General features: G+C 69.6%; 16 protein-coding genes. 6 read left to right on the forward strand and 10 right to left on the reverse strand.

Annotation, left to right across the window (positions count from 1 at the left end; translation table 11 throughout):
* The first annotated feature begins 18 nt into the window (after nt 1-18).
* Genes EV671_RS01360 through rsmA form a run of 3 tightly spaced genes read left to right on the forward strand, consistent with a single transcriptional unit; the run spans nt 19 to nt 4,465 of the window.
* Complete coding sequence (locus EV671_RS01360; RefSeq protein WP_243655529.1) at nt 19-2,388, forward strand: LPS-assembly protein LptD; 2,370 nt, start codon at nt 19-21, stop codon at nt 2,386-2,388.
* The gene (locus EV671_RS01365) at nt 2,385-3,695 is read left to right on the forward strand and encodes a peptidylprolyl isomerase (RefSeq protein ID WP_132569253.1); all 1,311 of its coding nucleotides are present in this window, start codon (nt 2,385-2,387) and stop codon (nt 3,693-3,695) included. The genes EV671_RS01360 and EV671_RS01365 overlap by 4 nt, the downstream gene beginning before the upstream one ends.
* The gene (rsmA, locus tag EV671_RS01370; RefSeq protein WP_132569255.1) at nt 3,683-4,465 is read left to right on the forward strand and encodes a 16S rRNA (adenine(1518)-N(6)/adenine(1519)-N(6))-dimethyltransferase RsmA; all 783 of its coding nucleotides are present in this window, start codon (nt 3,683-3,685) and stop codon (nt 4,463-4,465) included. Before EV671_RS01365 ends, rsmA begins: the two co-directional genes overlap by 13 nt.
* 221 nt (nt 4,466-4,686) lie before the next feature.
* On the opposite strand, the gene EV671_RS01375 is transcribed toward rsmA, so the two are convergent.
* The 3 genes from EV671_RS01375 to EV671_RS01385 form a co-directional block, all read right to left on the reverse strand.
* Complete coding sequence (locus tag EV671_RS01375; protein ID WP_056873061.1) at nt 4,687-5,082, reverse strand: barstar family protein; 396 nt, start codon at nt 5,080-5,082, stop codon at nt 4,687-4,689.
* Between the two features lie 47 nt (nt 5,083-5,129).
* Entirely contained in the window at nt 5,130-5,549 is a 420-nt protein-coding gene (locus EV671_RS01380) for a guanyl-specific ribonuclease (protein WP_132569257.1), read from the reverse strand.
* Between the two features lie 291 nt (nt 5,550-5,840).
* Nucleotides 5,841-8,138, reverse strand: coding sequence for an NADP-dependent malic enzyme (locus EV671_RS01385; protein ID WP_132569444.1), 2,298 nt, complete (start codon nt 8,136-8,138; stop codon nt 5,841-5,843).
* A 91-nt stretch (nt 8,139-8,229) separates the two neighbouring features.
* Between EV671_RS01385 and thiL the strand changes: the two genes are divergently transcribed.
* The 3 genes from thiL to EV671_RS01400 all read left to right on the forward strand — a co-directional run bounded on the left by thiL (nt 8,230) and on the right by EV671_RS01400 (nt 10,283).
* Nucleotides 8,230-9,168: a thiamine-phosphate kinase gene (gene thiL, locus EV671_RS01390; protein ID WP_132569259.1), complete on the forward strand. Its 939-nt coding sequence runs from the start codon at nt 8,230-8,232 to the stop codon at nt 9,166-9,168.
* A 73-nt stretch (nt 9,169-9,241) separates the two neighbouring features.
* Nucleotides 9,242-9,781 (forward strand): phosphatidylglycerophosphatase A family protein, encoded by a 540-nt coding sequence (locus EV671_RS01395; RefSeq protein ID WP_132569261.1) that lies wholly within the window; start codon nt 9,242-9,244, stop codon nt 9,779-9,781.
* A gap of 4 nt (nt 9,782-9,785) precedes the next feature.
* Nucleotides 9,786-10,283: a CinA family protein gene (locus EV671_RS01400; RefSeq protein ID WP_132569263.1), complete on the forward strand. Its 498-nt coding sequence runs from the start codon at nt 9,786-9,788 to the stop codon at nt 10,281-10,283.
* Here the strand turns inward: EV671_RS01400 and EV671_RS01405 are convergent.
* The 7 genes from EV671_RS01405 to EV671_RS01435 all read right to left on the reverse strand — a co-directional run bounded on the left by EV671_RS01405 (nt 10,280) and on the right by EV671_RS01435 (nt 18,683).
* Complete coding sequence (locus EV671_RS01405; RefSeq protein ID WP_243655530.1) at nt 10,280-12,694, reverse strand: putative bifunctional diguanylate cyclase/phosphodiesterase; 2,415 nt, start codon at nt 12,692-12,694, stop codon at nt 10,280-10,282. The two genes, EV671_RS01400 and EV671_RS01405, sit on opposite strands and share 4 nt — an antisense overlap.
* Entirely contained in the window at nt 12,684-13,271 is a 588-nt protein-coding gene (locus EV671_RS01410; protein WP_132569265.1) for a methylamine utilization protein, read from the reverse strand. The genes EV671_RS01405 and EV671_RS01410 overlap by 11 nt, the downstream gene beginning before the upstream one ends.
* A 40-nt stretch (nt 13,272-13,311) precedes the next feature.
* A complete protein-coding gene (holA, locus tag EV671_RS01415; protein ID WP_132569267.1) occupies nt 13,312-14,382 on the reverse strand; it encodes a DNA polymerase III subunit delta in 1,071 nt (356 codons plus the stop codon).
* A 1-nt stretch (nt 14,383) separates the two neighbouring features.
* Entirely contained in the window at nt 14,384-14,869 is a 486-nt protein-coding gene (locus EV671_RS01420; RefSeq protein ID WP_132569269.1) for an LPS-assembly lipoprotein LptE, read from the reverse strand.
* Nucleotides 14,869-17,493, reverse strand: coding sequence for a leucine--tRNA ligase (gene leuS / locus EV671_RS01425; RefSeq protein ID WP_132569271.1), 2,625 nt, complete (start codon nt 17,491-17,493; stop codon nt 14,869-14,871). The genes EV671_RS01420 and leuS overlap by 1 nt, the downstream gene beginning before the upstream one ends.
* Nucleotides 17,494-17,616: 123 nt before the next feature.
* Nucleotides 17,617-18,000: an ExbD/TolR family protein gene (locus tag EV671_RS01430; protein WP_338139936.1), complete on the reverse strand. Its 384-nt coding sequence runs from the start codon at nt 17,998-18,000 to the stop codon at nt 17,617-17,619.
* 44 nt (nt 18,001-18,044) lie between these two features.
* Nucleotides 18,045-18,683, reverse strand: a complete 639-nt coding sequence (locus tag EV671_RS01435; protein ID WP_132569275.1) for a MotA/TolQ/ExbB proton channel family protein — start codon at nt 18,681-18,683, stop codon at nt 18,045-18,047.
* Between the last annotated feature and the right edge of the window lie 28 nt (nt 18,684-18,711).

Raw genomic sequence — 18,711 nt, forward strand, 5'->3', positions numbered from 1 at the left:
AACGAGCCCCTGCCGCCCGTGCCGCGCCCGCTCCCCCAACCCCGCCCCGCCCCGCTGCCCACGCTGATCGCCCTGGCTCTGTGCGCCTGTGGGCAGGCCTCGGCGCAGCAGGCCCCGGCCGAGGACGCACCGCTGACGCTGCGTGGCAGCCGCGTGCTGGGCGCGCCGGCCAGGCCCGGCGACAAGCCGGCCCTGGTCATCGGCGCCGGCAAGCTGTCGGCCCAGGCCGACCAGAGGGCGGAGGGATCGGGCGGCGTCGACCTGCGCTATGGCGAGCTGCTGCTGCGCGCCGACAAGCTGGACTACAGCGTCGTCGAGGACCTGGCCAAGGCCGAGGGCAACGTCAACATCAGCCACAAGGGCAATGTCTTCACCGGGCCGGCGCTGCAGCTCTATGTGAGCCGCTTCGAGGGCGAGTTCCTGACGCCGAGCTTCTTTCTCGGCGCGACCGGCGGCTCGGGCAAGGCCAAGGTCATCAACTTCATCGACAGCGAGCATCTGAGCGCGACCCAGGGCACCTACACGAGCTGCCCCGCGGTCGAGAACCAGGAGCCGGACTGGCAGATCTCGGCGCGGCGGCTGCGCATGGACCTGGCCGCCAACGAGGGCGAGGCCGAGGGCGCGGTGCTGCGCTTCCTGGGCGTGCCCATCCTGGCCGCGCCGTCCATGAGCTTCCCGCTCAGCTCGGAGCGCAAGTCGGGCTGGCTGCCGCCCAACATCTTCCTGGACAACCGCAGCGGCTTCGAGTTCGGCGTGCCCTATTACTGGAACATCGCGCCCCAGCGCGATGCGACGTTCACGCCCTTCGTCATGACCAAGCGCGGCGTGGGCCTGGACAGCGAGTTCCGCTACCTGGAGCCCGGTCATGCCGGCCGCATCAACGTCGACCTGCTGCCCACCGACCGCGTGTTCGGCCACTCGCGCTGGAGCCTCAAGCTCAACAACGACGGCAACTTCGGCGACTGGCGCTACCGGCTCAGGAGCGAGCGCGTCTCCGACGACGACTACTGGAAGGACATGTCGCGCCGCGTCGAGAGCCAGACGCCGCGCCTGCTGGCCAGCGACCTGAACGTCAACCGCCAGAAGGAGCTGTCCTGGGGCGTCATCGACACCTATGCGCGGCTGCAGCACTGGCAGACGCTGCAGGGTACCGATGCGCTGGCGCAGTTCGACACGCCCTACCAGCGCAGCCCCCAACTCGGCGTGCGCGTGACGACGGCGGCCGACGAGGCCGTGCTGGACAGCTTCCGGCCCTGGGGCCGCAAGGCGCGGCTGGAGGGCAGCCTGGAGCTGGAGTACAACCGCTTCGACCTGCCGGGCTCGGCTCTGGCGGCCCAGGCGCGCGGCGGCCAGCGTGTGCATGCGCTGGGCCATATCGCCGCGCCGCTGGGGGGCGAGGCCTGGTGGTTCATCCCGCGCGTGTCGGTCAATGCCGCCAGCTACGACCTGGATCGCGCCCAGGCCGACGGCCGCACGCGCATGAGCCGCGTGATCCCGACGCTGAGCATCGACCACGGCTGGGTCTTCGAGCGCGACGCGACGCTGTTCGGCCGCGAGATGCGCCAGAGCCTGGAGCCGCGGCTGTTCTACGTGAACACGCCCTTCCGCGACCAGAGCAACCTGCCCAACTTCGATTCGGCGCCCAAGGACTTCAACTTCGACTCGATCTACACCGACAACCAGTTCTCCGGCGTCGATCGGGTGTCGGACCTGCACGCGCTGAGCGTCGGCGCCACCAGCCGCTGGGTCAGCGCGGCCCAGGGCGAGGAGGTGCTGCGCCTGGGCGCGGTGCAGCGCTTCCTGTTCCGCGACCAGTACGTCACGCCGGACGGACAACCCGTCACGCAACGTTTCTCCGACCTGCTGCTGGCCGCCGCCGCGCATCTGGAAGAGCGTTGGTGGGCCGACGGCACGCTGGAGTTCAACCCCGAGAGCGGCCGCTCGGTGCGCTCGGTGCTGCGGGCCCGCTATTCGCCGGGGCCGTTCAAGACCCTCAGCGTCGCCTACCGCTATGCGCGGGCGCAGAGCGAGCAGGTCGAGCTGGCCTGGCAGTGGCCGATCTACGGCCAGCCGGTGACGCAGCGCTCGCAGGCGAGCTGCGGCGGCGCCTGGTACAGCGCCGGCCGTGTGCAGTACTCGCTGCGCGACAAGCGCCTGACCGACTCGGTGGCCGGCTTCGAGTACGACGCCGGCTGCTGGGTGATGCGCTTCGGCCTCGAGCGCCTGTCCACCGGCCGGGCCGAGACCAACACGCGGTTGATGCTGCAGCTGGAGCTGGTCGGCCTGTCGCAGCTCGGATCGAACGCCCTCAAGGTCTTGAAGGACAATGTGCCCGGTTACCGCAGGCTGAGCTCCGACCGCTCACCGAGTTCAGATTTCCTACCATGATGCATCGCCTCGCTCCCTCCATCCTTGCCGTGACGCTGGCCCTGGCCGCCTTCAACGCCGCCGCCCAGACGCCCACGCTGCAGCCGGGGGACTACATCGCCGCCGTCGTCAACCAGGACGTCGTCGCCGCCAGCGAGGTCATCCAGCGCACCGAAAGGCTGCGTCAGGAAGCCCGCCAGAAGGGCGAGGTCATGCCCGAGACGGCCGGCCTGCGCAAGCAGGCGCTGGAGGCGCTGATCGAGGACCGCGTCCTCGTCACCTATGCCCGCGAGAACGGCGCGCGCATCGACGAGGCCGAGCTGGACCGCGTCGTCGCCAACGTGGCCGCGCAGAACAAGCTGACGCTGGAGCAACTGCGCGAGCGCCTGAAGACCGATGGCACCGACTACAAGAGCTTCCGCGAGAACCTGCGCGACCAGATGATGACCGAGCGCGTGCGCGAGCGCGAGGTGCAGGGGCGCATCAAGGTGACCGACGCCGAGATCGACGCCTGGCTCGACAAGAAGCGCGCCGCGCTGGAGCAGGGCGGCCAGATCAACCTCGCCCAGGTGCTGGTGTCCGTGCCCGAAGGTGCTGCGGAGAGCGTCGTCGCCGAGCGCCGTGCGCGTGCCGAGGAGGCCCTGGCCCGCATCAAGGGTGGCGAGGACTTCGCCAAGGTCGCCCGCGAGATCTCCGAGGACGGCAACAAGGCGCGTGGCGGCGAGATCGGCATGCGCCCGGTCGACCGCCTGCCCGACGTCTTCGTCGCGGCCGTCAAGGGTCTGAAGACCGGCGAGGTCGCGCCCCAGCTGCTGCGCAGCGGCGCGGGCTTCCACATCCTCAAGGTCGTCGAACGCCACGGCGCGTCGGCGCTGACGCAGAGCCAGCAGACCCATGCCCGCCACATTCTGCTGCGTCCTTCGCCCCAGTTGAGCGCCGAGGTCGCGGCGCGCCGCCTGGTCGAGTACAAGCGCCAGATCGAATCCGGCCAGGCGACGTTTGAACAGCTCGCCAAGTCCTACTCCGAGGATGGCAGCGCCGAGAGCGGTGGCGACCTCGGCTGGATGGGGGCCGGCGGCTTCGTGCCCGAGTTCGAGGAGGCGATGAACGCGCTGCCCCTCGGCGGCATCTCGGGGCCGGTGGTGTCGCGCTTCGGCATCCACCTGATCCAGGTGTTGGAGCGCCGCGCCGTCGAGATCGAGCCCAAGCAACTGCGTGACCAGGCCCGCAACGCGCTGCGCGAGCAGAAGTACGACGAGGCCTACCAGGACTGGGTCAAGGACCTGCGCGCGAAAGCCTTCGTCGAAGTCCGCGAATGGCTCGATTGAGCGGCCAGCACATCCCGCGCAAGCGCTTCGGCCAGCACTTCCTGACCGACAAGGCGCTGATCGGCGCCATCGTCGACCTGATAGACCCGCAGCCGGGCGAGACCCTGGTCGAGATCGGGCCGGGCCTGGGCGCGATGACGCTGCCGCTGCTGGAGCGGCACAAGCCGCTGACCGTCATCGAGCTGGACCGCGACCTGGCCGCGCGGCTGCGCAAGCGCGGCGATGTCGAGGTCATCGAGAGCGACGTGCTCAAGGTCGATTTCCACGAACTGGCGGTCGTCAAGGGCGCCAAGCTGCGCGTCGTCGGCAACCTGCCCTACAACATCTCCACGCCCATCCTCTTCCATCTGCTGGACGCGGTGGACGACGTCGTCGACCAGCATTTCATGCTGCAGAAGGAAGTCGTCGATCGCATGGCCGCCGGGCCGGGCGGCAAGGACTACGGGCGCCTGTCCGTGATGCTGCAGTGGCGCTATGACATCGAGTCGGTGCTGGATGTGCCGCCCGAAGCCTTCGACCCGCCGCCGCGCGTCGACTCGGCCATCGTGCGCATGCTGCCGCTGAAGACGCCGCCGGCGCTGGACCCGGCGTTGCTGGGCGCCCTCGTCGCCAGCGCCTTCTCGCAGCGCCGCAAGCTGTTGCGCCATAGCCTGGGCCACTGGCTGGCCGAGCGCGGCTACTCGGGCCACTTCGACCTGCAGCGTCGCGCCGAGGAAGTGCCGGTCGACGAGTTCGTCGCGCTGGCGCTGGAAGTCCCGCCGCAGAAATGAAAACGGGACCCGAGGGTCCCGTTGTTCTTCGTTCGCGGGTTCAGCGCGGCATCAAGCCGCATTGAGCCACATCGACGTATCGAAGGCGCTGCACATCATCGGCATGTTCACGCCGAAGTTGGGATTGCCAATCGTCGATTTCGCGCTTTTCGGCGCAGGCTTTTCAACCACCGGGGCCACCTCAGCAGCCCGCTCCCATGACCCGTTTTCTTGGGAGCGGGCTACTGAAAAGAATAGAAACACCGGAAGGGGATCTTCCTGTCGGCCCAGTAGTCGGCCGTGTCGCGGAAGACATCGAGCAGCTGCTCGCGCGCCTCGCGGTCGAAGCGCACGTTGTCGGGCAACTGCTCCAGCACCACGACGAAGCCCGGCTGGCTGCCGGCCTTGTGGACGAGGTCGGTCATGCAGTCATGCAGGGCGTCCAGGTTCTTGCCGAAGTGAGCCGGGAACAGGAAGGCCTGCGCGATGCCGTCGAGCACGTCCTGCTTGGACTGTGCCTCCGACAGGTTGGCGTACAGGAAATGCTGGCCCGCTTCTTGGGCGGCCTGCATCAAGTCCTCGACCCGGTAGGCCCGTATGGCCTGCACGATATTGGGACGGACGGTCTGCAAAAGCATGGTCGCGATCCTCCTTTCAAGTCACAAAACTGCTGAACCCTCGACCTTCACCGGGCCGCCGCGGCGCGTACGCGCCTGAAGCTGGCATAGTGATCGTCGGTGTAGTAACAAACCTCGGGCGCGCTGGGGGGCGTGCCGCCACAGATGAGGCGGCGGGCGCCCCGGTTGCGCGCGCCAGGGGTCTTGACCGTGTACTCGTGGTAGAAACCGCGTGCCTTGCGGGGCAGCAGCCGTTCACGATTGCCGAACACCACGCCGTCCTGGCCGTAGGGAAACGGGCCACCGGCCAACACGAGCCGGTGCGTTTCCTGGGCCTGGGCGGGCAGCTCGCTCAGCGAAATCTCGGCCAGAGCGGGCGCAGCGGTGGGCGCTTCCTTGGCTTGCGCGCCTCCGGCGAGGCCGGAAAGCAGCAGGGCGGTGGTCACCGCCGAGGCGCCGGAGCGCGCCAACCACGAGAGCAAAAACACGGGTTAACCCTGAATTCGAAACCGTAATGGTACCGAAGCGACCCCGAAAGCTCAAGCCGGCCCCCCGCGCCGGAGTCTGGAATTGGCTCATGTGAGCCTGCGCTCACACTTCTCCAAGTTCCTGTTTTTACTGGCGTCGTGACCGAATCATGACGCATTTTTCGGCGCGAAAACTTCTGTCAATTGGGGGAGTCCGGACGCTGTTGGCCGGTTCCCCCGGGGTAACGCGGCGGGCCCCCGTCAGGCGTCGAACAGGCGCACAGGCCCCAGGGGCCTGTTCCGGGTCCGGCCTCAACCGCGCGCCGCGTTGGCGTCGGCGACGGTCAGCGCCGTCATGTTGACGATGCGCCGCACGGTGGCCGACGGGGTCAGCACATGCACCGGCTTGGCCGCGCCGAGCAGCACCGGACCGATGGCGATGCCGCCGCCGGCGGCCGTCTTCAGCAGGTTGTAGGAGATGTTGGCGGCGTCGATATTGGGCAGCACGAGCAGATTGGCCTCGCCGGTCAGCGGGCTGTGCGGCATCAGCTGCTTGCGGTAGGCGGCGTCCAGTGCGGTGTCGCCGTGCATCTCGCCGTCCACCTCCAGCCAGGGCGCGAGCTGCTGGATCAGGGCCAGGGTGTCGCGCATCTTCACGGCCGAGGGGCAGTTGCTGGTGCCGAAGTTGCTATGCGACAGCAGCGCGGCCTTCGGCGTCAGGCCGAAGCGGCACATCTCCTGCGCCGCCAGGATGGTGATCTCGGCCAGCTGCTCGGCGTCGGGGTCGTAGTTGACGTGGGTATCGACCAGCATCACCTGGCGGCCCGGCAGGATGAGGCCGTTCATGCAGGCATAGGTCTTCACGCCGGCGCGCTTGCCGATGACCTGGTCGATGTAGTGCAGGTGGGTGGCCGTCGTGCCCCAGGTGCCGCAGAGCATGCCGTCGACCTCGCCCTTGTGCAGCAGCATGCTGCTGATCAGCGTCAGGCGGCGGCGCATCTCGATCTTGGCGAGTTGCTGGGTCACGCCCTTGCGCTCGGTCATCTGGAGATAGGTCTGCCAGTAGTCGCGGTAGCGCTCGTCGTGCTCGACGTTGACGGTGTCGTAGTCGCGGCCCTGCTGCAGGCGCAGGCCGAAGCGCTCGCAGCGCTCGGCGATGACCTCGGGGCGGCCGATCAGCGTCGGCCGGGCCAGGCCCTCGTCGACGACGACCTGGGCTGCGCGCAGGATGCGCTCCTCCTCGCCCTCGGCGTAGGCGATGCGCTTGTTGGGCGCACGCTTGGCTGCGGTGAAGATGGGCTTCATCGTGTTGCCCGACGCATAGACGAAGCTCTGCAGCTTCTCGCGGTAGGCGTCCCAGTCGGTGATGGGGCGCGCGGCGACGCCGGAGTCCATCGCCGCCTGGGCCACGGCCGGCGCGATGCGCATCATCAGCCGCGGGTCGAAGGGCTTGGGGATCAGGTATTCGGGGCCGAAGCTCAGCGTCGCGCCGGCATAGGCCGCGGCGACCACCTCGCTCTGCTCGGCCTGGGCCAGCTCGGCGATGGCCTGCACGGCCGCGATCTCCATCTCGACGTTAATGGTCGTCGCGCCCGAGTCCAGCGCGCCACGGAAGATGTAGGGGAAGCACAGGACGTTGTTGACCTGGTTCGGGTAGTCCGTGCGGCCCGTGGCCATGATGGCGTCGCCGCGCACGGCCTGGACCTCCTCGGGCAGGATCTCGGGCGTCGGGTTGGCCAGCGCGAAGATCAGCGGCCTGGCGGCCATCGTCGCGACCATGTCGGCCTTCAGCACGCCGCCGGCCGACAGGCCCAGGAAGACGTCGGCGCCCTGGATGACCTCGCGCAGCGAGCGCGCGTCGGTCTTCTGTGCATACACGGCCTTGTCCGGGTCCATCAGCTCGGTGCGGCCCTCGTAGACGACGCCGGCCAGGTCGGTCACCCAGATGTTCTCGCGCGGCAGGCCGAGCTTGACCAGCAGGGAGACGCAGGCCAGCGCCGCGGCGCCCGCGCCCGAGGTGACGAGCTTGACCTTCTTGATGTCCTTGCCGACCACCTTGAGGCCGTTCAGGAAGGCCGCGCCGACGACGATGGCCGTGCCATGCTGGTCGTCGTGGAAGACGGGGATCTTCATGCGCTCACGCAGCTTGCGCTCGACGTAGAAGCAGTCCGGCGCCTTGATGTCCTCGAGGTTGATGCCGCCGAAGGTCGGCTCCAGCGCGGCGATGCAGTCCACCAGCTTGTCGAGGTCGTTCTCGGCGACCTCGAGGTCGAAGACGTCGATGCCGGCGAACTTCTTGAACAGCACGCCCTTGCCTTCCATGACCGGCTTGGAGGCCAGCGGGCCGATGTTGCCCAGGCCCAGCACGGCCGTGCCGTTGGAGACGACGGCGACGAGATTGCCGCGCGAGGTGTAGCGGAAGGCGTTGGCCGGGTCGGCCACGATCTCCTCGCAGGCCGCGGCCACGCCGGGCGAATAGGCCAGGGCCAGGTCGCGCTGGTTGATCAGCTGCTTGGTGGGCGCGATGGCGATCTTGCCCGGCGTCGGAAACTCGTGGTACTCGAGGGCGGCCTGGCGGAGTTGGGCGCGTTTTTCTTCTGAGCTGGGCATGGCGAGGATCACGAGGGCCGAGGGGTTGGGAATCATGCCACCGCGGCGCAGTTCGGTCGCTGTGGATGTCCACACGGAGACAATCGCCGGCATGGGTGAGTTCGATCTGATCCGGCGCTTCTTCCAGCGCCCCGCATCCGCCGGTGTCGACGTCGGCGTCGGCGACGACTGCGCCGTCCTCGTGCCGACGCCGGGCGCGCGCTGGCTGGTTTCCAGCGACATGCTGGTCGAGGGCCGGCATTTCCTGTCCACCGTCGCGCCCGAGCGCCTCGGCCACAAGGCCCTGGCCGTCAACCTCAGCGACCTCGCCGCCTGCGGCGCAACGCCGCGAGGCTTCACATTGGCGCTGGCCTTGCCGCGCGTTGACGAAGCCTGGCTGGCCGGCTTCTCGCGCGGCCTGCTGGCCCTGGCCGACGCGCATGGCGTCCCGCTGGTGGGCGGCGACACGACGCAGGGCCCGCTCAACATCTGCATCGCCGTCTTCGGCGAGGCGCCTGCGGGCCAGGCCCTGCTGCGCAGCGGCGCGCGGGCGGGCGACGAGATCTGGGTGTCTGGCCGGCTCGGTGACGCGCGCCTGGCGCTGGAGGTTTTCCGCGGCACGGTGGTGCTGGACGGCGCCGGCTTCGAGACCGTGCGCGCCGCGATGGAATGCCCGACGCCGCGGCTGGCCCTGGGCCAGGTGCTGCGCGGCATCGCGAGCGCGGCCATCGACGTGTCCGACGGCCTGCTCGGCGACCTCGGCCACATCCTCGCGGCCTCGCGGGTCGGCGCGCGGCTGGACCTGGACGCGCTGCCGCGCAGCGCCGTGCTGGCCGCGCAGCCTGCGGCCGTGCAGCAGGAATGCCTGCTGGCCGGTGGCGACGACTACGAACTCGTCTTCACGGCGCCGCCCGGCGCGCGCCTGCCCGACGTCGGCGTCGCGCTGACGCGCATCGGCCGCATCGAGGCCGAGCCGGGCCTGCGCGTTGTCGATGCGGCAGGCGCGCCCGTCGAGCACGGCCTGCGCTCCTTCGACCATTTCGCGTCATGAGCGCCGCGCAGGGCCGCCCCAAGCAAGCTCGCTCCCGCCTGGCGGGACAGGCCGCAGGCCGAAGGGTGCACCAATGAGCGCAGCGCCCGTGCGGCCGACCGCGGCCTTCATGCTCCGCCACCCGGCGCGCTGGATCGCGCTCGGCTTCGGCAGCGGCCTCGCGCCCAAGGCGCCCGGCACCTTCGGCACGCTGTGGGCCTGGGCGGTGTTCCGGCTCGTCGCGCCCTGGATGAGCGACCTCGCCTGGGCGCTGCTGATCGGCCTCGGCACGCTGGTGGGCTTGTGGGCCTGCACGCGCACCGCGCGCGACATGAACACGCCCGACCCCAGCGCCGTCGTCTGGGACGAGGTGCTGGCCTTCTGGCTGATCCTGTGGTGGATCGCGCCGGCCGGCTTCGTCGGCCAGCTCGTCGCCTTCGGCCTGTTCCGCTTCTTCGACGCCGCCAAGCCGGGGCCGGTGGGCTGGGCCGACCGGCTGTTCAAGGCCGAGCGCGGCGCGGATGGCAGTTACGAGATCGGCTGGGCCCAGGGCTTCGGCATCCTGTTCGACGACTTCGTCGCCGCCGGTTGTACGCTCGTCGTCATCGCGCTTTACCGTGCGCTCGTGGGGTGATGCCATGTTTGCCGACGAATCCGAACTGATCCACCGCATCGCCGTCGCGCTGATCCAGCGGCGCGAGCGCATCGGCACCGCCGAGAGCTGCACCGGCGGCCTGATCGCCGCCGCCTGCACCAGTCTTTCCGGTTCCAGCGAGTGGTTCGAGCGCGGCGTCGTCAGCTACAGCAACGAGGCCAAGGCCGAACTGCTGGGCGTGCCCAAGGGCCTGATCGCGCTGCACGGCGCCGTCAGCGCCGAGGTGGCCGAGCATATGGCGCGCGGCCTGCTGGCCCATGCGCCCATCGACTGGGCGTTGTCGGTCACCGGCATCGCCGGGCCCACCGGCGGCAGCGTCGACAAGCCGGTCGGCACCGTCTGGCTGGCACTGGTGCACGCCGGCCGGCCGGCCCAGGTCTGGCGCGAGAACTTCGGCGGCGACCGCCAGGCCGTAAGGCTGCAGACGGTGCGCGCCGGGCTGACGGCCCTGTGCGAGGCGCTGGAAGACCGCGACAGCTAGCCGAGCTTGGCGATGACGCTCTCGGCCGCGATGGCCGAGGTGTCGGGCGGCTGCCAGCTGCGCGCCCAGGCGATGAACTGCTGCTGCGGCATGGGCTTGCAGATGTAATAGCCCTGGCCCTCGTCGCAGCCCAGGCGGGCCAGCATGGCCCAGGCCTTGATCGTCTCCAGGCCCTCCGCGACGACGCTGAGGCCGAGGTTGTGCGCCAGCTCGATGGTCGAGCGCACGATGCGCGCATCGTCGAGGTCGCGCTCCATGGCCATGACGAAGCTCTTGTCGATCTTTAGTTCGTCCACGGGCAGGCGCTTCAGATAGGCCAGCGAGGAGTAGCCGGTACCGAAGTCGTCGATGGACAGCTTGAAGCCCATCGCGTGCAGATGCTCCAGCGTGGACAGGGCCCGCTCAGGGTCGTCCATGATGGCGCTCTCGGTGATCTCCAGGCACAGCGAGCTTGGGGGCACCTGTAGCGGCGCGAACAGGGCCTCGATCTTGGCCGGCAGGTCCTGGTCCATCAGGTCGCGAGTGGACAGGTTGACCGACAGCCGCAGCGTGAGGCCGGCGTCCAGCGCCTCGCGCGCGAACCTGGCCGCGCCGGCCAGCACCCAGGCGCTGAGCACGCGGATGAAACCGGTCTGCTCGGCGAAAGGGATGAACTGCATCGGCGGCACCAGGCCGCGCGTCGGGTGCTGCCAGCGCACCAGGGCCTCGGCGCCGATGACGCGGCCCTTCTGCAGGTCGATCTTGGGCTGCAGGAACAGGCGCAGCTCGTCGTCCTCGACCGCGCGGCGCAGCTCGGTCAGCAGGGACAGCGATTCCTGGCTGCCGGCATCGAGCTGGGCGTGATAGATCAGGCTGCCGCACTGGCGCTGTTTGGCGGCGTACATCGCCAGCTCGGCGCGGCCCAGCAGCAGGTTGACCTCGTGGCCATGCTCGGGGAAGAGGGCGATGCCGATGCCGGCGCCGAGGTCGATGGTCTCGTCGTCGATCTGCAGCGGCTGCTCGAAGTCCTTCAGGATGGCCAGGGCGGCCTCGCTGGCGGCGTGTGCATCGGTGCGTGCCAGCAGGATGGCGAACTCGTCGCCCGACAGCCGCGCCAGCACCGAATGGGCCGGCGCGCACAGGGCGCGCAGCCGCTCGGCCACGCTCTGCAGCAGGCGGTCGCCGACCTCGTGGCCGAGCACGTCGTTGACGTGCTTGAAGCGGTCCAGGTCCAGCATCAGCACGGCGCCCGGCGTGTCGCTGTTGATGAGGTGGTGCTGCAGGAACTCGGCGAAGCGGGCGCGGTTGGGCAGCAGGGTCAGCTGGTCGACGTAGGCGAGGTTGTTGACCAAGGTGTCGCGGCGACGGATGCCTTCGCGCATGTTCTCCAGCGCCAGGGCCAGGCCGTGCACCTCGTCCAGGCTGGACGCGGCCGGCACCGGCGTGTCGTAGTCGCCGCCCTCCAGCCGCCGCGCCGAGGCCGACAGCGCCGTGATGGGGTTGCTGATGCCGCGCGCCAGCAGCACGCTGACGATGAAGAAGACGGACACGCCCAGCACCGTCAGGCCCAGCAGGATGAGCTGCAGCTGCTGGTAGGGTGCCAGCGCCACGTCCAGCGAGCGCAGCAGCAGCACGCCGAGGTGCTGCTCGCCGGCGATCAGCGGCACGAAGCGCGCGCTCATGCGCTCGCCGGCCAGCTCGACGGCGCCGTCTGGCGGGGCCTGCATGCCGAGTTGCCGGGGCAGGGCCGCGGCGGCGGCGGCGTCGAGATTGCCGACGATGCCGAGCCAGGGGGCGCCCGGCGTCTGCAGCAGCACGACGCCCTGCAGTTCGGACAGGGCCTTGAGGTCGTCCAGCACCCCGCGGTCCAGCGCGAAGGCCATCAGCACCCAGCCCACCGGCGCCGGCGTGCGCACCTGCACGGCGACGACCTGGTAGACCTGGTTGCCCTGCACGGCCAGTGCGCTGCCCTCCTTGTCCTTCACCAGCTGCCCCAGGGCCATGCCGAAGGCCGCGGCGCCGTCGCGCGTCGCGGCGACGAGATGCTGCTGGTCGTCGAAATAGGCGACCACCGAGGCGCCGATGCGTTCACCCTGGTTGACGAGGGCGTCCTTGATGGTCTCGACCGTGCCGGCCTCGGCCAGCGACGAGCCCAGGGTGCTGCGAAAGCCATAGTCCTTGGCCAGCAGTTCGGACGCGTCGCGCAGCTTGCCGGCGCGCTGCTCCAGCAGGCGGCGCAGCACGCGCTCGCCGGTCTGCAGCTGGCTGGCCAGCGAGTCCTCGGCGTTGTGCATGATGCTGGCGCGGATGACGCCGAAGCTGAGCAGCTGCACGGCCAGCAGCAGCGCCAGGAAGAGGGCGACGATGCGCCCCTCGAGGCGGCGCAGGTTCAGCCAGGCCGGCCAGCGCATCTTGCTGCCGTCACTCGGCAAGGTTCAGGGCCAGCGCGCCGCCAGCGGCCGGCACGTCGAGCCTGAGGCTTTGCAGCGTCGGTGCTTTCTGCCCCTCATGCCAGGCCTTGGCGACATGCTCACCCGGCGGCAGGTCGAACTGGGCCTGGCCCTTGGCGTCGGTGCGGGCGAAGGTGGGCGTGTCGACGACGACGATGTGGGCGCTCATGCGGTCGTGGATGTTGCAGCCCAGCGTGGCGACGCCGGGCTTGTCGAAGACGATGGGCTCGGCCGGCGTGCCGGAGTAGAGCTTGATGTCGATGACCTTGATCGGCGAGAAGGAGTAGACGTGATGCCGCACCGTGTCGAAGTTCGGGAAGCTCACGGCCGTGCCCGTCTGCACGACGAGGAGCTGGGGCGTGAACTGGCGGTCGCGCTGGCCCATCTCGGCCTTGGCGGTGCTGGTGCGGGCCGGCCGGCCCTTGACCTCGACGGCCACCACGGCATTGGCCAGCGGCTGCCCGTCGGGGCCCAGCAGCTGCACGGTGACGGGAACCGCGAATGCCGCGGCCGGGCAGGCCGCGAGGGCAAGAAGGGCGAGGCGGCGAAGGGTGGGCATGGCGTCTCGGGCTGTCGCCCCGACGATAGCCCAATCGTGCTCAGCGCACCGTGAGAACTGTCCCGCTTTTGCCGCTTGCGGCCTCGGCCAGCATCAGCGCGAAGCGGCGCAGCGCGGCCCAGGGATCGCTGGGCCAGTCCGGATGGCGCAGGCCCTTGACCAGGCCGTCGCAGACCTGGGCCGCCTGCACGAGGGCACCGGTCTGTGCGGAGTCCAGCCGCGGCGCGATGCGCTCGACGAGGCGCTCCTTCACGCCCCAGACGCGGGCCTCGCGCAGCGCCAGCGGCAGCGGCTTGCCGGCGTCCAGCGCGGCGCGCACGCGGGCCAGCGCGCGGGCGTCCTCGGCCAGGTTCCAGTGCACCAGCACGGCGGCCTCGCCCTCGGCCTCCAGGCCGTCGAGCATGCGCAGCAGGCGCGGCACGCTGCCGGCCAGCACCGCCTCGCTGAGCTTGAAGACGTCGAAGCGCGCCACGTCCAGCACGGCGGCCTCGATGTCGGCCAGCGTCAGCTCGCCCTTGGGGTGCAGCAGCGCCAGCTTCTGCAGCTCCTGGTGGGCGGCCAGCAGATTGCCCTCGACGCGGTCGGCGAAGAAGGCCAGCGCCTTCTGCCCGTCCTCGCCCTCGGGCACCGATTGGCCCTGGGCCTTGAGCCGCTGGGCCAGCCAGGCCGGCAGCTGGCGGCGCTCGACCGGCTCGACGCGCAGGGACACGCCGTTGCCGTCCAGCGCCGTGAACCAGGCGCTGTTGAGCTGGGTCTTGTCCAGGCGCGGCAGCGTGACCAGGGTCAGCACGTCGTCGGGGGCGGTCTCGGCGTAACGCTGCAAGGCCTCGGAGCCGTCCTTGCCCGGCTTGCCGCCGGGGATGCGGATCTCGATGAACTGGCGCTCGGCGAACAGGCTCATCGCCTGGGCGGCGGCCAGCACCGGGGCCCAGTCGAAATAGGCGCCGGCGACGGTGAAGATTTGCCGCTCGCCAAAGCCCTGGGCGCGGGCGGCGGCGCGGATCTGGTCGGCCGCCTCCTGCGCGAGCAGGGGCTCGTCGCCATGCACCGTGTAGATGCGGGCCAGGCCCTTGGCCAGATGGCCGGCGAGGCTTTCGGTGCGGAGTTGCATCTCAGGCCGGAAGTTTCACAGCGGCCAGCCGGCGCATGACCTGCGCGATCGCGTCGGAGTGCATCGCGCTGTAGAGGTTGACCGCCTCCTGCTCCTTGGCCAGGGCCGCCGTCTCGGTGTAGTTCATGTCGCGCGACAGCCGCAGCTCGACCTTGGGCACCAGCAGCTCGCCGGCCGCGGTGCGGATCAGATAGTCGAAGCTCAGGCGCAGCTGCCATTCGCGCACCTGGCCGACGGTGGTGGACGCGACGACGGTGCGGTCGCGGAACTCGCGCGTCACCTCCAGCACGACCTGGGCGCGACTGGGGTCGTCCACGAGCTGCACCGGCGTGCGCTTGATCTGGCGCCGCAGGCCCAGGGCCAGCGGCGAGTCGGGCGGGAAGCCGATCAGCGCCAGCGTCTTGAACGGCAGCTCGGGCTCGTGGCGCAGCTCGAAGCCGCAGCCGGCGAGGGCTGCGAGGCCGAGGAGGGCGGCTCGCCTTTTCATCAGACGACGATGTTGACCAGGCGGCCCGGCACGATGACGACCTTCTTCGGCGCCTTGCCTTCGCTGAACTTCGCGAACTCGGGGTTGGCGAGCGCGGCGGCCTCGATGGAGGCCTTGTCGGCGCCGGCCGGCACCTTGACCGCGCCGCGCAGCTTGCCGTTGACCTGCAGCATCAGCTCGATCTCGTCCTGCACCAGCGCGGCCTCGTCCACCGTGGGCCAGGGCGCGTCGAGCAGGTCGCCGAGTTCGGCGGCGAAGCCGAGGTCCTGCCAGAGCTGGTGGGCGATGTGGGGCGTGGCGGGGTAGAGCACGCGCAGCAGCACCGAGAAGCCGTCGCGCACGGCGCTGTCCTGACCCTCGGCCTTGAAGCCTTCGAGCGCGTTCAGCAGCTTCATCGCGCCGGAGACGACGGTGTTGTACTGCATGCGCTCGTAGTCGTAGCTGACCTGCTTCAGCACGTTGTGCACCTCGCGGCGCAGCGCCTTGCCGTCGCCGTTCAAAGCGGCGTAGTCCTGGCCGCCCGACTTGATCGCGTCGGCATTGCGGGCGCCGAAGTTCCACACGCGCCTCAGGAATCGGTGCGCGCCCTCGACGGCGGCGTCGTTCCACTCCAGCGTCTGCTCCGGCGGGCTTGCGAACATGACGAAGAGGCGGGCCGTGTCGGCGCCGTACTGGTCGATCAGGGCCTGCGGGTCCACGCCGTTGTTCTTGGACTTGGACATGGTCGTCATCTCGTACTCGAGCGGCGTGCCATCCTTCTTCAGCTTCGCGCCGGCGATGCCGCCGCGCTCGTCGTGGATGACGTCGACCTCGTGGTCCCAGTAGTAGTCCTTGCCGCCGCCCTCGGGCTTGTGGAAGAAGGCCCCCTTCAAGACCATGCCCTGGGTCAGCAGCTTCTCGAAGGGCTCGCTGACCGACACCAGCTTCAGGTCGCGCATGACCTTGGTCCAGAAGCGCGCGTACAGCAGGTGCAGGATGGCGTGCTCGATGCCGCCGATGTACTGGTTCATCGGCATCCAGTACTTCGTGCCGTCCGCAACCATGGCCTGGTCGTTGGTCGGGTCGCAATAGCGCATGAAGTACCAGGACGAATCGACGAAGGTGTCCATCGTGTCCGTCTCGCGCTTGGCCGGCTTGCCGCACTTGGGGCAGCCGACGTTCAGGAAGCCGGCGTGCTTGTTCAGCGGGTTGCCGCTGCCGTCCGGGATCAGGTCCTCGGGCAGCACGACGGGCAGGTCCTTCTCCGGCACAGGCACCACGCCGCAGTCGTCGCAGTGGATGATGGGAATCGGCGTGCCCCAGTAGCGCTGGCGGCTGATGCCCCAGTCGCGCAGGCGCCAGGTCGTCTTCTTCTCGCCCAGCTCGCCGAGCAGCTCGGCCACCTTGTCGACGGCGGCCTTGTGGTCCAGCCCGTCCAGCGCGCCGGAGTTGATGCAGCGACCGTTGACCTTGTCCGCATACCACTCGGCCCAGCGCGTCGTGTCGTAGGCCTGGCCGCCGACATCGACGACCGGCTTGATGGCCAGGCCGTACTTGTTCGCGAACGCGAAGTCGCGCTCGTCATGCGCCGGCACGCCCATCACGGCGCCGTCGCCATAGCTCATCAGCACATAGTTGCCGACCCAGACCTCGACCTGGGCGCCGGTCAGCGGGTGCGTGACGAACAGGCCCGTCGGCACGCCCTTCTTCTCCTGCGTGGCCAGCTCGGCCTCGGTCGTGCCGCCGGCCTTGCATTCCTCGATGAAGGCGGCCACCTTCGTGTCGGTGGCGGCCGCATGCGTCGCGAGCGGATGCTCGGGCGCCACGGCGCAGAAGGTCACGCCCATGATGGTGTCGGCGCGGGTCGTGAACACCCACAGCCTGCCACCCTCGCCACCGATGGCATGCGGGAAGGCGAAGCGCACGCCCTGGCTCTTGCCGATCCAGTTCTCCTGCATCAGCCGCACGCGCTCGGGCCAGCCGCTGAGGTAGTTCGGGTCTTCAGGATTCGCGACCGCCGACAGCAGTTCCTCGGCGTACTGCGTGATCTTCAGGTAGTAGCCGGGGATCTCGCGCTTCTCGACCAGCGCGCCCGAGCGCCAGCCGCGGCCGTCGATGACCTGCTCGTTGGCCAGCACCGTCTGGTCCACCGGGTCCCAGTTGACGACCTGGGTGCGGCGCTCGGCGATGCCGGCCTCCAGCATCTTCAGGAACAGCCACTGGTTCCACTTGTAATAGCTCGGCTGGCAGGTCGCGACCTCGCGGCTCCAGTCGATGGCCAGGCCCATGGCCTGCATCTGGCCCTTCATGTGGGCGATGTTGGAGTAGGTCCAGGCGGCGGGCGGCAGCTTGCCCTTCATCGCGGCGTTCTCGGCCGGCAGGCCGAAGGCGTCCCAGCCCATCGGCATCAGGACGTTGTAGCCCTTCATGCGCAGCTGGCGGGCCAGCATGTCGTTGATCGTGTAGTTGCGCACATGGCCCATGTGCAGCTTGCCCGAGGGGTAGGGCAGCATGGAGCAGGCGTAGAAGTGCGGCTTGGACGCGTCCTCGGTGACGCGGTAGGCATCGCGTTCCGTCCAGTAGGCGCGGGCGGCGGCTTCGATCTCGTTGGGGTTGTAGCTGGGCGCTTCGGTCTTGGCGTTCATGTCAGGGGTGCCCGGCCGCCCGAAGCCCCTGACACACCCCCTCAGGGGGCAGCGAGCGATAGCGAGCGTGGGGGCTTAAAGTTTCACCAAATTGTAGGTGGCGCCTCTCGGCCGACCTTTCGCTCAAGGGGCCGAAGCGGCGGCCTGAGCGACGAAGGCGATGCGGTTCAGCCCGGCGGCCTGCACCCAGCCGATCAGCTCGGCCACCTGGCCATAGGGCACGGCGCGGTCGGCGCGCAACTGCACCTCCATCTGCGCATTGGCGCGGCCCAGCTCGTTGATGCGCTGCTGGAAGGCCTTGGCGTCGAGTTCGTCGTCGCCGAGGTGCAGCCTGCCGTCCGGCGTGACGGTCACGGCGATGAAGCTCGGCGCGTCGCTCGGCGTCGCGGCCTCGCTCTTGGGCAGGTCCAGGCGCAGCGAGGCGGTCATCAGCGGCGCGGCGATCATGAAGATGACCAGCAGCACCATCATGACGTCGATCAGCGGCGTCATGTTGATGTCGCTCATCGGCCGCGAGCCTTCCGGTTTCTCAAGCCGGCCGAAAGCCATGATCAGTCCTGGTCGAGCAGTTCGCGCAGGTCGTGCGCAAAGCCTTCGAGATCGGCCTCGCAGGCCGCGACCAGCTTGCCGAAGACGTTGTAGGCCAGCACGGCGGGAATCGCCACCGCCAGGCCCGCGGCCGTCATGATCAGCGCCTCGCCGACCGGGCCGGAGATCCTGTCGATGGTGATGTTGCCGGCCGCCGAGATGCTGACCAGCGCGTGGTAGATGCCCCAGACCGTGCCGAACAGGCCGACGAAGGGCGCCGTCGCACCGATGGAGGCCAGCAGTACCTGGCCGAACTGCAGCCGCGCCAGCACCGCGTGCAGCGCATCGCGCAGGCGGCGGGTCAGGCGGGATTCGCGCTTTCCGGCGGCGTCCAGCGTCGCCGTGCGGGTTTCGGCGGTGGCGGCGTCCAGCAGTGGCAGCAGCAGTTGCTCGGCGTCGAAGTTCCGCAGCGCGCCGCGGCCTTCGGCCACGCCGGTGGCCGACCAGAAGGCCGGCACCGCGCGCACCAGGCCACGGCGGGCACGTTGCAGCAGCCAGGCCTTCCACAGGATCAGCGCCCAGGCGCTGACGGACATGGACAGCAGCAGCAGCGCGACGGCGCGACCGACCAGGTCGCTCTGGGCCCAGAAGTCCGCGAACATGTCAGCCCCTCGCCCGACGAGTACGTCG

It is taken from the genome of Roseateles saccharophilus, assembly GCF_004342485.1.
Taxonomy (GTDB): Bacteria; Pseudomonadota; Gammaproteobacteria; order Burkholderiales; family Burkholderiaceae_C; genus Pelomonas; species Pelomonas saccharophila.